Here is a 13,579-nt window from a genome sequence, read left to right as displayed (position 1 = left end):
TTTCAACTCTAGAATTTCTTACTGTTGTATTTACAGCGCCTTGTCGTGCGCGATAAACCTGTTTTGTTGAATAGATACGCCTGAGCGCTAAAAATTAGCCTATCTATAAACGTTTTTGACCAAAGTGGTTGAAGTATTTTTATACTTTTTTACTTCACTTCCTCAGCTTGGATATTAATAGTGATGGATGTCACTTATTTCTTACTTATTTCTTTTATCTATTTATTAGCTTTCATTGGCCAACTCAATTTGACCACTATTTTTAACCTCAGATGCAGCCTAAATTTGATAAGTCTTTAACTGGCTTTTTAAAGCCTTCAACTTTGCTTCTAGATCACCGTAGATATCCGCATCCTCATTAAAAAAAATAGTGTTACGCGTTAAATAGTCCACCGCGCCTTTGGATTGCTTGACGAGTTCTGAGCTAGCAATCGAGTTTGAATCCAGCTTCTCTTTGAGAAGGGATGCAAAACAGCTCGCTATCTCAGAAGCGTCGAATGGTTCATGATCTGTTTTCATTAGGAAGTCAATGAAGAAGTAAAAGTACGTATTAAATAACACATTAGGCATAACTCTTAGTTCATTTGCCCTTTCAATTACGCTGCGAGAAAATGCTGCTGAAATAGACTCGTTAGACTGGTTAAAAAACGTATTTTTGGCATAAGCTAAATCGGGATCACAGCCATAACCTGAAAGCTGCTCTTGCCATATACTTTCGATTGATTGTGTTTCTGTATTATTCATAAAACCTCTTAATAAAAAGAGTAGAAAGCCTACTCCTGCAGCAATTGATAATTAAGGCTAGTCAAACATGCAGCCGATTTATAGTGATGGGTGTCATTGATTTATTCTTTCTTGTTTTCTGTTTTTGATGCAAATAGTAGTGGGTGTCCCTTGTTTTTCGTACTCCTGATGAATAGTAGTGGGTGTCACATGTTTTTTTTCTGCAATTGATAATTAAGGCTAGTCAAACATGCAGCCGATTTATAGTAATGGGTGTCATTGATTTATTCTTTCTTGTTTTCTGTTTTTGATGCAAATAGTAGTGGGTGTCACATGTTTTTTCTTGTTTTTCCCTTGTTTTTTCCCTGATGAATCGTAGTGGGTGTCACATGTTTTTTCTTGTTTTTTCGACACAGATATTGCACCTGACTATTGTGACGCAGTTATTGAGCTGTTTTTACTTGCGACGACTCCACTTCGATGTGACGGCCCATTTGATTTCGCTAATAGCCAACTGAGTAAAGGGCTCAGTGAAAAAGGGCTAGCGTTGAATGGCAGCTCTAACGAGTGGCATACTCCACCTGTAGATGCGTTGTTTATTCACCGCAAACTGGCGGGGTTATATTTAATCGCAGTAAAATTACAAGCTAAGGTAGACTTAACAGCACTGCAAGCATACTTATAATAACGGCCTGCCAGTAAGCAGGCCTTGGGTCATTACAACATGCTTTTTAGCACGCCATCTTTTCTTATAAAGTGATGATAAAGCGCCGCTCCAATATGAACTGCAAGTACTGCAATCAGTAGCAATACAGCAAAACCATGTCCTTCGCGAAATACAGCAAAGTATTCGATGTAAGGCACCATTGCGGCTGGAATGGTGAAAAAGTCGAACACCACTATTGGTCGCGCTGCATAATACTGCATCAACAGGCCGCTAGTCGGTATGATTAACATCAATGCGTAAAGCAGCCAGTGGCTGAATTTGGCCAGTTTGACTTGTATTGTCGACATCCCAGATGGCAAGCTAGGTGTCGATGACTTTATTCTAATAAGAAAGCGCAATAAAAGTAGCAAAAGTGCCAGCACACCAAATGATTTATGTAGCCCAAGTAAGGTAAGCTGCCAAGGCTCAAGCGCACGTACCATCGCAAGTCCTGCAAAAATCATGGCAAAGATAAGTAATGCCATAGACCAGTGAAGCACTCTCATCGCGAGATTAAATCGTGTTATTTGATCAATCATTCACTGTCTCCTCAAGTGCGCCCATCAATTGCTCCTTAGCCCTACGGCGATAAGACTCTGCATAGGCAGCAGAGCGCGCTCTTAGAATTGGATCTTCGGTTGCTTTAACACCGCTAGGTAATATCAAGGGATCAAAATTGAGCGCATGGCAGTTCCCCGATAATTGCGGTTGCCAATGCGTTATGAAGATCTCTCCTGCATCTACCTTCGCGCGGTTACTGGGCCAAAGTTTGGCTGGATTATTTTCATCATCTTCTTGCTTGGCAAATATAAACTGCCAATTGAAGCGTACAGCTCCTTTCTCTAATCGAGTTGCAAATTCTTGCTGTAGCGCGTCTTTGCCTGTGTAAGGATTTTTACTTTCTTCATTTAATGGCAGCATTTTCCAGCGAATAGCCTGACGCTGCGCTTTTTCATCAACCAAATAAAACGCATTAATACTATGATAAGTCTCAAGGGCAAAACTCGAGCTTGGCGTGTAACTCGCTTTCCATGCCAAAAAATCCGCACTCTCAGGGTGCCCAGCAAAAAAGTCTTTTACTGCCTCTTTGCCCTGCTTCAGAGCAACAATTTGCTGATAAAAATCATGCGGATTCGTTACCGCCATCACTGGAGGCGTATTCATCGCAATATTCCAACGCTGAGCACCTGTTACGAAGCTCAGCGCAAAGCTCCTTACTGGTGCAGTCAACTCCGCAGCGTGCGGATTATTTCCAGCAATGGACAATCGACCAATAAATGGATGCGTGCCGGCTTTAAAAACGGTTGCGTCTGAGTACTGAGATAGCCGCCCATTCGATTTAAACTCTCCTGACACACAAATCCCTTTTGCGTGTGCCCTACGAAACCCAGGGAAGTGGTTTTGTCCTTGTTGCAAATCGACAAATTGCTGGGCGGTGACTTGCTCGGTTTGCGCTTGTGTTAATGGTGAAAGTAACAACGCAACAGCAAGGCTCGCAACATAAAACCCCTTTTCTAACAAGGATACAGATGTGTATTTCACAAAACGGCTCCTAAGTTAACCCAGTTTGCCAAATTAGTGACTCAGATACAGAGCAAACTGGTCGTGAATAACTAATGCCATCAATAGACCTCTAGTACGAACGTTTCCTTTCACTTATTTTGATTGTAATCCTGATGTTTACATTCTGCTTTTAACGCTATGCCTTGTTATCTACCCGCCTATCGTTATTTAACCTGAGGCTATTTAACAACACGGCGAAATTGCTTAAGCGGAGTAAATACTGTACTCTTGCCCGCCGCCCAATACAGAGTACAAAATCATGAGCTTTAGCCACCTAGGTTTAGCCCCAGAAATAAATCAAGCCGTTGTCGAACAAGGTTACGACAAACCGACTCCCATTCAAGAACAAGCCATTCCTGCCATTTTAGAAGGTAGAGACGTGATGGCTGCAGCGCAAACGGGAACGGGCAAAACAGCGGGCTTTACATTACCTTTGTTGCAAAAGCTGATTGCCGGTACTAAACCACGTGCGAATAATGTACGCGCGTTAATTCTAACACCAACCAGAGAGCTTGCTGACCAAGTATGGCAAAGTGTTGCGCTGTACAGTAAACACCTGCCTATCAGCTCTGAAGTCGTTTACGGCGGTGTGAAGATCAATCCGCAAATGATGAAGCTGCGTAAAGGCATTGATGTTTTAGTGGCAACACCTGGGCGATTACTCGACCTTTACCAGCAGAATGCTGTCAAATTTGATGACCTTGAAGTACTGGTATTGGATGAAGCCGACCGTATGCTAGATATGGGCTTTATTCACGATATCAAACGCATCATCAAAGTATTGCCAAGCCGCAGACAAAACTTGATGTTCTCTGCAACATTCTCTGAAGAGATTAGAGCCTTGGCGAAAGGGCTAATTCATGATCCGGTAGAGATTTCTGTGGCACCAGCAAACAGCACCGCAAAAAGCGTGACTCAGTGGGTGTACCCGGTAGACAAAAGTAAACGCACCAACTTACTCAAGCATTTAGTGCAAACGCATAATTGGCAACAAGTGTTGGTATTCACCCGCACAAAACACGGTGCCAACCGCTTGGTAAAGGATCTAGAAAAAGACAAGATCAATGCCGCAGCAATCCATGGTAATAAAAGCCAAAGCGCTCGCATGAAAGCCCTTGCTGGCTTTAAAAATGGTGAAGTGCGTGTACTTGTTGCCACTGATATTGTAGCAAGGGGCTTGGATATTCAAGAGCTGCCTCATGTCGTGAACTTTGACCTGCCAAATGTTTACGAAGATTATGTTCACCGTATCGGCAGAACAGGCCGCGCTGGTGCGACAGGTGAAGCTATCTCGTTTGTTACCCAAGAGACCGCAAGCGACTTATTTGGCATTGAACGATTAATTCAACAGCTGGTGCCACGTAAAGTGGAGCCAGGGTTTGAGCCGCAACTTGCCGTACCTGAGTCAAAATTAGATACACGCCCAATCAAACCGAAAAAGCCAAAGAAACCTAAAAAGCCAAAGGCGACAGACGCTGAGCAAACACCTTCCGCTCAGCCGAAAAACAAACCTAAGCAAAATTCAGGTCCTCGCAACAATAAGCCAAGTGGCAACGGTAAACCTGCTGGTAATAACAATGGCAACCGTAGACGCCGTCCATCATCGTCTGCAAACAAGCCAAAGAGCCAACACGCTGGAGAAAAGCGTACACCACGTCAGAAGCCCACTTCTGGCAATTAATGGTGTAAGCAGGTGTAATAGCATTTGCAGCTCTTTCTCCTAAGCTAAAAGGGCTGTTAATCGTAACAGCTTTTTTAGTCAAAGGAGCTAGACAATGAATATCTTGAAATTGATACTGTTCACATTGTTTGGTAGTACATTTTTAGCGCACGCTGGTACGCAATATGTGACCCAAGCTGCGAGCAATATCACAGAAACCTCCGCTCAATTAAACGGCTATTCCGCCTCTACTATTGGTTTAAGTGGAGAAACGTTTGATTATGGCCCAGCTACTAACTACGGCTACAGCGTACTCGCAACACCGGCTGGCATTAATGGCCCGGTTAGCGCACAAATAGCGAACCTAGATTGCGGCAGCGAATATCATTTTCGTTTTCGAGGAGATCCAAAGCCACCTCGCACCACCATTCAAGGGGAAGACTTAACCTTCACTACAGCCCCATGTGGCCCGACGATTTTTACTAATGTGTCGTTTGAAACCGGCGGACAATACTACTTCGTTGCAGAAAACAATGGCGGTAATACAGTAAACGCCAATCGTATTGCGATTGGCCCTTGGGAGCGATTTAATCTTATCGATGTCAACGGCGGTAACCTGTTTGATGGCGACACCGTCCACATTCAAACAGCCACTGGCTATTACTTTGTTGCAGAGCAAGGTGGTGGCGCTGAGTTAAATGCCAATCGAACGGTGGCTTCTATTTGGGAAACCTTCACGATTGAGTTGCCGAATAACCCCGGTGCTTTGATCCAAAATGGCGATAAAGTGGCGCTTAAGTCAATCAATGGTCACTATATCCAAGCCGCAGGTAATGGTGGCGCGGGAGCCAATGTGCATCCTACCGTCATAGGCTGTAATGCCACTTATCCCTGTTCATGGGAAATGTTTAAGATTATTTTTTAACGCACTTGGCCGTGGTAAAAATTTTATCACGGCCTTACACGCGCTATCCGTTCGAGCCATGTTATAATTGCTGTTTTAGAACTACAGAGACAGCGACTTTGACTCAGCCACTTTTTTCAAGTACCTCACTTTCCAGCGCCTTACTCGATAACCTCGCGTCATTGGGGTATCACACCATGACTGACATTCAAGCACAAACCTTACCGCTTATCTTAGCGGGTAAAGATGTCATTGGCCAAGGTAAAACAGGCTCAGGTAAAACCGCCGCTTTCTCTTTAGGACTATTACATAATTTAAACGTGAAACGCTTTCGCGTGCAGGCGCTTGTGGTATGCCCAACTCGAGAGCTTGCCGATCAGGTTGCAGTTGAAATTCGCAAGCTTGCCCGTGCAGTCCATAACATCAAAGTGTTAGCGCTGTGCGGTGGTGCACCTATGGGTCCGCAGATTGGCTCTCTTGAACACGGTGCGCACATCATTGTGGGCACGCCTGGGCGTATTGAAGAGCACCTGCGCAAAGGCCGTTTGTCGCTAGATGAAGTGAATACCTTTGTACTGGATGAAGCGGATCGCATGTTGGAGATGGGCTTTGAAGAGTCACTACAGTGCATCATAGATCACTGCCCTACAGCACGCCAAAACCTGTTATTTAGTGCTACCTACCCGCCAAAAATAGAGCAGCTCGCGCAGCACATCATGAAAGATGCAGCCAAAGTCACAGTTGAAGCAACACATGACGATAGCTCAATTGAACAGTACTTTTACGAAGTCGACAATAACGATGCGAGATTGCCTGCGGTACAAAAGCTGTTAATGCAATTTCAACCAAACTCAGCGGTTATCTTCTGCAACACCAAGGCAGAATGCCAGAACGTATGCGACAGCCTATATAGCCTAGGTTTTGATGCAGCAGCACTTCACGGTGATTTAGAGCAAAAAGACCGTGACCGCACATTGGTTCGTTTTGCGAATAAGAGCGTGACCATTTTGTTGGCAACGGATGTCGCAGCCCGGGGTATCGACGTCGACCATGTAGATATGGTGATCAACTACCATATCGCCCATGACCCAGAAGTGCATGTTCACCGCGTTGGCAGAACCGGACGTGCAGGCAATAAAGGCGTGGCATGCTCTTTAATGAGTTATAAAGAATCGCATAAAGTAAATGCCCTCGAAGACTATTTAGGTAAGACAATTGAGCCCAATACCCTGCCAAGCGACCAAGTGTTAAATAACAAAATTAACCGAGCGCCGATGGTAACCATTCAAATCGACGGCGGTAAGAAAGCGAAATTAAGACCGGGTGATATCTTGGGTGCACTGACCTCAAATCAAGCGTTAAAAGGTGATCAAATCGGCAAAATCAAAGTCACTGCGATGTCTTCATACGTTGCGGTTGAGCGTAGTATTGCCAACGTGGCGCTTAAAACAATCTCAGAAGGAAAAATGAAAGGCCGAAATTTTAGAGCTCGCAAAGTAACAAAGTAACAGGTCACTCTCCCCTCTCTATGGTGGTCAACTTTTCCCTGACCACCACGACTTTAGATTATCCAAGCAATTACTCGCCTATTAATAACCTATTTGTAACCTATTTCCACCATAGGGGTTTAAATCTGCACCATGACCCCAAGGTCTTAATTGAGCAAACACTTTAAAGGAGTTTATCTATGAAGACCTTAATTATTGGTGCCAGTGGTCAAATTGGAAAAATGACGACAAAGAAAATGCTGGAACAAGGCCATGACGTCGTGGCGTTAGTGCGCAATAAAAGTAAACTAGCTGATATTCAGTCTGAGCAACTCACTATCATAGAGCAAGACCTCGAAGGCGATTTTAGTTCAGCCTTTGACAACGTCGAGCAGGTAATATTTAGCGCAGGCTCTGGTGGAGAGACTGGAGCGGATAAAACCCTACTTATTGATTTGTGGGCCGCCATTAAAGCCATTAACTATGCTGTGAAAGCAAACGTTAAACATTTTATTATGGTCAGCTCTATTGGTGCTGACGATCCTGATAACATTGAAAGTGAAATCAAACCGTACTTGGTAGCCAAACACATGGCCGATCAACACCTACAGAGAAATATTGTAAACTACACTATCGTCCGACCGGGTGCGTTACAAAATGAGCCTGCAACTGGGGGATTCTCGACCGCACGCCCTGCAAATAGAGAAGATGCCGTAATAAGTCGAGAGAATGTCGCAGACGCGCTAGCTTACCTTGCCACTCAACATCCTCAGAACCTCACATTTGAGCTATTTAATGGCAAGCAGTCAGTCGAACAAACGCTGCGCTAATAGGGCAGCTATGTCTCGGGGTTTAACGCCTCGGGGCAAACTTAGGTGCTTTAATTTGGCTAAGTGTTGAAAATATTTATCGCTTCACTGACATAAAAATCTTGCTTTAAAAAATGCAATTCTATATCATCCCTCTCTTGCTTTAACTTCCTCTCAAAATAAAGCAAACCTCAAGTAATGCCTCCTTGCCTTGATCCAGTAAGTCCGCATAAAAAATACAAGTAGAGCTTAATATAGTCAGGCGAAATCAAGCCAATTAAGAAAATTGGTATAAGCTGTCATACCCGTCTCGGGTCGTTGCGAGGACAGTGTCTTCTGTTCGCTAAACTGTAATGAAGCTCATCTACTATCAAAAGCATCAGCTAATTTGCTGTGCATTATAAAAGTGAGTTTTATTATGTCATATACATATAACGGAACAGAGATCCGTGTTGAGCAACCAATTCGCTCAATTTCGGTGAACAAATCTAAAGTGATCTTTGCTGACGGCACAGGCCGTAAGATCACACAATTCGCCAATGGCGGCGAAGCACGTCAATTTCTGAGCTGGTTAACTTCAGCTCAGTAATCGCTAAAACGTCGAGCTTGCTCGACGTTTGCCATCCTAATAAAACAAATGAACTAAATACTCAGATTCGCAGCTGTCTAATCGCTTTGATTAGGTCTTTGTCGCTGATTCGCGTTGACTTTAATTTGCCGATTAACTTTTTAGCACCTAGGGTATTTCCTTGGAGCATATAGAGCTGGCTTAAACGTAACCGTGCCCAGTTTTTATCTGGACCATCTGTACTGATCTCAAGTGTTAAATACGTTTGTAATGCTGCGATCCCCTCGTCTACATTAACCTCTGAAAACACCGCCGTCCGACCAATTTGGTAAAGCCCCGCAGCGTAATGCTTTGCTTCCTTAATTACTATTAAAGTTCTAAAAAACGCAAATGCACCATCGTAATGTTTGATACTCTGCAGCGCTATTCCAGCTTTAAACAACACTGCTTCATCAATAGTTTTGCGTTCAAGCAAGGTGTTAGTATAGGTTATCAACGCTTCATCATTGCCAGTCAGCAAATAAAAGTCGATCCATAGCTTCATTGCGGCATGGGAAGATAAGGCTTCTATCGCCCTTATCTGTCGCACCGCCTTGGCCTCAGAGCCACCTGCAATGCTTGGTGCTGAAAGGTAGAAATAGAACAACCCTTGCAGCGCTTTGATATGCGTTGCGTCTTTGTCTATTGCCGCTAAAAACGCATCTTCTGTGTTGCTGGCATAACTCAGTTTTGAAAATATAGAGGCATGCTTTATCTGCTCTGCATTTACCTTGGCGTACCAATAATACTCATCCGCACTGTTAGGCTCGAGACGCAGTGCTTTTTCAAGGTACTCTTCTGCTTCATCAAATTGATTCGACGCCAACTTAACTCTGCCAAGATAATAGAACGACTCATTTGGATGCGTTTCTTGCAGTGCCAGAAAAGCTTGCTCAGCATCCACTATCGCCTGTTGCTCAAATAGTATTTTGGCATGCTCCAATGCATCGGTAATGTTCGGCATCGCAAACACTTTTGGCGTTACCACTAGTATCATCATTAAGCAAAGTACTTTATTCATCCGAAACATTATTTGCTCCCCCTTGCTTGGCGGTGATTAAGCTGTTTTTTGTAAAACAGGATGCCCAAGGTGCCAACCACTGCGGGTAACAACCATGGCACTAGCTGCCAAGCCCCAGGCAATAGCTGCGCTAACCAATGACGTCCACCCACCGCAAAAAATGCCGTATATACCGCAATTCCAGCGCCTAAAATGGTACTCATATGCTCCAGCACCCACTCTCGTGGTTTGAGTGTTGGCTTAAATATGTAGAACAACATAGTAGCGACAGTAGAGAGCACAATAAGTGAAAATATTAGATAGAGCGTACTGCCAAATGTAAGCGCAGTGTACAACACTCGCCAACCTGTTGCCGCTAAGAGCCCAATCAGCAATAAATGAGACCCGCTTTTTAATCGCTCACGGTGCTGTTTAGCCGCTAAAACCAAGCTCGAATGACGAATATTTGCCAACACCAATACTGACAGCATCAGTAAAAATTCACTTAATTGACGTTGCTTTAATTCCAGCTGTTGCCCTAGCGCCTGATCAATGTGTTGAGAGGGATAACGGATTGCCAATGGGTCGTAGATCACAATTAGACACATGACAATGCCACTGACGGAAACCAACCACATACACCAAGTAAATATTTTTCCCCATAGTCTATGCTGTGGGCTGCCTTTTACGGTCACAACTGGAACCCAAAATACAATTAGCGCAATAGCACCAATAATTATGTGCAAATACAAAGCAAACTGATGAACAAGAAGCATAACAATCTCTCTTTTATGATTTCGACCTTTAGCCTAGCGCTACCACATCAGGAGCACCTGTCCCAAACGTCATGATGTAAAACCATGACTTTTGGCCTATAGGCACAACCTTGGTACTTTGTCATACTTAGTGAAGAAAACGGCACGAGGACATTGGCGTTGATATTCGGAAAATTAATCGCAAATCGAGATATGAGAGACCTACTGGCGCTGATGACTTGGGTTGCCCTTTTCGCTATTTCAGTTTACATAACGAATCAACAGCCTGAAGCGCCAGAAATATCTCTCTTTAGCAGCTTCTTCTGTTTTTATGCGCTTGGCTATCTCATTGGCACCTGTGAGCAATGTGAACACAAATTACAATGGCTTGCGCTAGTCCTTATGCTATTTTCAGCTTTTGCCTGTGGCTGGATCCTGCAATTTGGATACCTATCCATTCTTACCATTATCTGGGTTGCCGTTGTTGCTTATCTGCTCCCCATTCGCGTATCTGCTTGCTCCACCCTCATCATCGTATTGGCCTGGTTTACAATGCAGAGTGTAAAACAACAACACCTGCTTTGGATTGAGGGATTACTGTATGGCCTGTTTCACCTATTCGCCTTGCTATTAGCCACCACCCATCAACGAGAACAGCAAGCCAGGGTCGAGATCCAAAATCAACATGCTCAGTTGCAATCCACGCAACACTTACTTTCTGAGCTATCGAAGCATTCTGAGCGCACCCGTATCGCGCGGGACTTACACGACCTGCTAGGCCATCACCTCACGGCACTCAGTATTAAATTGCAAATAGCGCAAAGAATGACTGCCGAGACACCAGCCCAACAGCAAATCCAAGAATGTCAAAGCGTAGCTAAGTTACTTCTGAATGATGTGCGAGATGCCGTGGATATGCTCAGACAGCACAGAGATATTGATTTTCATCAATCGCTTACCTTACTACTCCAACATACTCCTGAGCTAAAAGTGCATGCAACCATTCCACAACATATTGCTGTTGACGATAGCCATATAGCACAAGTGCTGCTGCGCTGTGTTCAAGAAGCAATAACCAACAGCCTAAGGCATAGTCATGCGAAGCAATTTTGGATTGTCATGACGCAAGATGAAGAAAAGCTTTTCGTCGATATGCATGATGATGGCTATATCAGTGAACAATGGCAAAAAGGGAATGGTTTAACGGGGATGTCTGAACGCGTATTTGAGTGTGGTGGCCACTTGCATCTCTATGAGCACAATCGTGCCCTACACTATAAAATTGAACTCTCGTTAACTCCACAGTAAGGACGATATTGATGAAAGTAGTCGTGGTTGACGACCAGAAACTCGTAAGAGAAGGCATTGTCACTTTATTACAATTTAACGAAGAAGTTGAAGTGATTGCCCAGTACGACAATGGCCAGACGTTGCTTGATGGGCTATCAGAGGTTGCACCTGATATTATTCTACTGGATCTATCCATGCCAGTTATGAACGGTATCGCTACCTTGAAACAGCTAAATAGTCGAGGTATAACGATCCCAGTATTAGTGCTAACAACCTTTGATGACCCCAAACTCGTTCTGGACAGCTTAAGTAATGGAGCCAAAGGCTTTGTACTCAAAGATATCGCTCTAGATTCGTTGGTGAATGCAATGAAAACCATCCTCAATGGTGAAACCTACTTTCAACCGGCGATTACAGAAACCCTATTAAAGTATGCACCAAAACTCGACAATGATTTTTCTGAGTTCAAAGCCACAGAGACGCTTAGCGTACGAGAAATAGAGGTATTGAGACTGGTTGCAAATGGTTATTCCAACAAGGAAATAGCCGAAGCCTTACACAAGTCAGAAGGCACAATCAAAAATCATGTCTCCAATTTACTTTCTAAACTGGGTGTGAGGGATAGAACCCGTGCGGTGCTATTAGCAATCGAGATGGGAATATTACAGTAGCTTAAACAAAGTGCACCAATTTACTCCTGAGCAGATTGGTGCATCATCACGGCGCTTAGCAATAGTAAGCTTCAACCGTTCCTTTTGATTTAATTAGCAAAGGCTGACCTCGGCGATCTAGCGCTTTTGGCGCAGCGACTTTGATCCAGCCTTCACTAATGCAATACTCTTCAACATCGGTACGTTCTTTTCCATTAAAACGAATGCCAATGTGGTGCTCTAGTATTTCTTTAGCATAATGTGGGCTGCGAGGGTTGATTGAAAGTCTATCTGGTAGTGCTGGTTTTTCAGTTGAATCTGTCATCGTTTGTCTTCAATTATTTAAGCATGCTGTATTGTAGGTAATCACACCAATCTGCTCAATAGTCACATGCCTAAATTTTGAGAAATCTATGCTAGGCGTTAATGTCCACAATTATACGACCTCTCACCTTGCCATTAAGCAAATCCGCAGCTGTAGATATAGCTTCGGCTAAGGGGATTTCATGAGCGATGACGCCAAGTTTATTTAAATCAAGATCACTCGCTAACCGTTGCCATGCTTCAAGCCTTAACGCTTTGGGGCTCATCACACTATCAATTCCGGCCAACGTCACCCCTCGTAAAATAAAAGGTGCTACAGTGGCAGGGAAATCCATACCACCTGCTAAGCCACACGCAGTAACGACACCACCATATTTAGTGCCAGCACATGCATTTGCTAAAACATGTGAACCAACCACGTCAACGACTCCAACCCAACGTTCTTTTGCAAGCGGCTTACCCACTCCTTCTAACTCGCTGCGATGAATCACATTTTGTGCGCCAAGCTGCTTGAGAAATTGAGATTCTTGCTCAACTCTGCCACTTAGCGCTGTAACGCTAAATCCAAGCTTTGACAGAATAGCAATCGCCACGCTACCCACACCACCCGCTGCACCGGTCACCAATATTTCACCTTGCTCGGGCGTTACGCCATGCCGTTCAAGTGCCATAATACACAACATCGCGGTATAGCCTGCGGTGCCGATAGCCATTGCGTCTTTTGGCTCGAAGTTGGCTGGCACAGGGACGAGCCATTCGCCGTTAACTCGTGCTTTTTGTGCCAGACCGCCCCAGTGTTTTTCTCCAACTCCCCAACCATTGAGTATTACCAATTGCCCTCGCTCATAGTCAGAGTGATTCGAAGCCGATACTTTACCGACAAAATCAATACCAGGGATCATGGGAAAGCTTCTCACCACAGGTGACTTTCCTGTGATCGCTAGCGCGTCTTTGTAATTGAGTGTCGAGTATAATACCTCAATATCAACATCTCCCGGCATTAACTCCTGTTCGCTAACCTCATCGAGTGTCGCAGTATAATTGCCATCTTTCTTATCGATTATTATTGCTTTAAACATATCTCCCCCCATTAATTAGACC

General features: G+C 44.1%; 15 protein-coding genes. 8 read left to right on the top strand and 7 right to left on the bottom strand.

All coding sequences use genetic code 11. From position 1 onward, the window contains the following. Positions 1–279: 279 nt before the first annotated feature. On the bottom strand, positions 280–744 hold the full coding sequence (locus ABMY45_RS17740) for a hypothetical protein (protein WP_010607246.1): 465 nt from the start codon (positions 742–744) through the stop codon (positions 280–282). A gap of 361 nt (positions 745–1,105) precedes the next feature. Here ABMY45_RS17740 and ABMY45_RS17735 point away from each other — a divergent pair, with 361 nt between their 5' ends. Then, entirely contained in the window at positions 1,106–1,408 is a 303-nt protein-coding gene (locus ABMY45_RS17735; protein WP_349289274.1) for a hypothetical protein, read from the top strand. A 32-nt stretch (positions 1,409–1,440) separates the two neighbouring features. Here the strand turns inward: ABMY45_RS17735 and ABMY45_RS17730 are convergent, their stop codons facing one another. Together ABMY45_RS17730 and ABMY45_RS17725 are read right to left on the bottom strand one after the other, a co-directional pair. Next, on the bottom strand, positions 1,441–1,968 hold the full coding sequence (locus ABMY45_RS17730) for a cytochrome b (protein WP_227387326.1): 528 nt from the start codon (positions 1,966–1,968) through the stop codon (positions 1,441–1,443). Further along, positions 1,961–2,971, bottom strand: coding sequence for a catalase family peroxidase (locus ABMY45_RS17725; protein ID WP_349289273.1), 1,011 nt, complete (start codon positions 2,969–2,971; stop codon positions 1,961–1,963). Before ABMY45_RS17725 ends, ABMY45_RS17730 begins: the two co-directional genes overlap by 8 nt. A gap of 280 nt (positions 2,972–3,251) precedes the next feature. Here ABMY45_RS17725 and ABMY45_RS17720 point away from each other — a divergent pair, with 280 nt between their 5' ends. From ABMY45_RS17720 to ABMY45_RS17700, 5 genes are all read left to right on the top strand, one after another. Beyond that, complete coding sequence (locus ABMY45_RS17720) at positions 3,252–4,673, top strand: DEAD/DEAH box helicase (RefSeq protein WP_349289272.1); 1,422 nt, start codon at positions 3,252–3,254, stop codon at positions 4,671–4,673. A gap of 94 nt (positions 4,674–4,767) precedes the next feature. Then, positions 4,768–5,577: a peptidase S8 gene (locus ABMY45_RS17715; RefSeq protein WP_349289271.1), complete on the top strand. Its 810-nt coding sequence runs from the start codon at positions 4,768–4,770 to the stop codon at positions 5,575–5,577. A 98-nt stretch (positions 5,578–5,675) separates the two neighbouring features. Then, positions 5,676–7,064 (top strand): ATP-dependent RNA helicase DbpA, encoded by a 1,389-nt coding sequence (gene dbpA, locus ABMY45_RS17710; protein WP_130126731.1) that lies wholly within the window; start codon positions 5,676–5,678, stop codon positions 7,062–7,064. A 179-nt stretch (positions 7,065–7,243) separates the two neighbouring features. After that, positions 7,244–7,873, top strand: a complete 630-nt coding sequence (locus ABMY45_RS17705) for an SDR family oxidoreductase (protein WP_239421913.1) — start codon at positions 7,244–7,246, stop codon at positions 7,871–7,873. Between the two features lie 397 nt (positions 7,874–8,270). After that, positions 8,271–8,441, top strand: a complete 171-nt coding sequence (locus ABMY45_RS17700) for a hypothetical protein (protein ID WP_099642116.1) — start codon at positions 8,271–8,273, stop codon at positions 8,439–8,441. Between the two features lie 61 nt (positions 8,442–8,502). On the opposite strand, the gene ABMY45_RS17695 is transcribed toward ABMY45_RS17700, so the two are convergent. Both ABMY45_RS17695 and ABMY45_RS17690 read right to left on the bottom strand, forming a co-directional pair. Then, positions 8,503–9,489, bottom strand: a complete 987-nt coding sequence (locus ABMY45_RS17695; RefSeq protein WP_349289270.1) for a tetratricopeptide repeat protein — start codon at positions 9,487–9,489, stop codon at positions 8,503–8,505. Then, positions 9,489–10,235 carry a hypothetical protein gene (locus ABMY45_RS17690; protein ID WP_349289269.1) on the bottom strand — a complete coding sequence of 249 codons (747 nt, stop codon included), beginning with the start codon at positions 10,233–10,235 and terminating at the stop codon, positions 9,489–9,491. Before ABMY45_RS17690 ends, ABMY45_RS17695 begins: the two co-directional genes overlap by 1 nt. Positions 10,236–10,427: 192 nt before the next feature. Between ABMY45_RS17690 and ABMY45_RS17685 the strand changes: the two genes are divergently transcribed. Together ABMY45_RS17685 and ABMY45_RS17680 are read left to right on the top strand one after the other, a co-directional pair. Further along, positions 10,428–11,522, top strand: a complete 1,095-nt coding sequence (locus ABMY45_RS17685) for a histidine kinase (protein WP_349289268.1) — start codon at positions 10,428–10,430, stop codon at positions 11,520–11,522. Between the two features lie 11 nt (positions 11,523–11,533). Beyond that, positions 11,534–12,175: a response regulator transcription factor gene (locus tag ABMY45_RS17680; protein WP_174170781.1), complete on the top strand. Its 642-nt coding sequence runs from the start codon at positions 11,534–11,536 to the stop codon at positions 12,173–12,175. A 55-nt stretch (positions 12,176–12,230) separates the two neighbouring features. On the opposite strand, the gene ABMY45_RS17675 is transcribed toward ABMY45_RS17680, so the two are convergent. Further along, the gene (locus ABMY45_RS17675; protein WP_017217850.1) at positions 12,231–12,479 is read right to left on the bottom strand and encodes a DUF3297 family protein; all 249 of its coding nucleotides are present in this window, start codon (positions 12,477–12,479) and stop codon (positions 12,231–12,233) included. A gap of 91 nt (positions 12,480–12,570) precedes the next feature. Beyond that, positions 12,571–13,557 carry an MDR family oxidoreductase gene (locus ABMY45_RS17670; RefSeq protein ID WP_349289267.1) on the bottom strand — a complete coding sequence of 329 codons (987 nt, stop codon included), beginning with the start codon at positions 13,555–13,557 and terminating at the stop codon, positions 12,571–12,573. Positions 13,558–13,579: the final 22 nt, after the last annotated feature.

The sequence above is a fragment of the Pseudoalteromonas sp. XMcav11-Q genome, assembly GCF_040104525.1.
Classification (GTDB): Bacteria; Pseudomonadota; Gammaproteobacteria; order Enterobacterales; family Alteromonadaceae; genus Pseudoalteromonas.
Note: the sequence above shows the minus strand (reverse complement) of the source record. Positions and strands in the feature narration are given on the sequence as shown.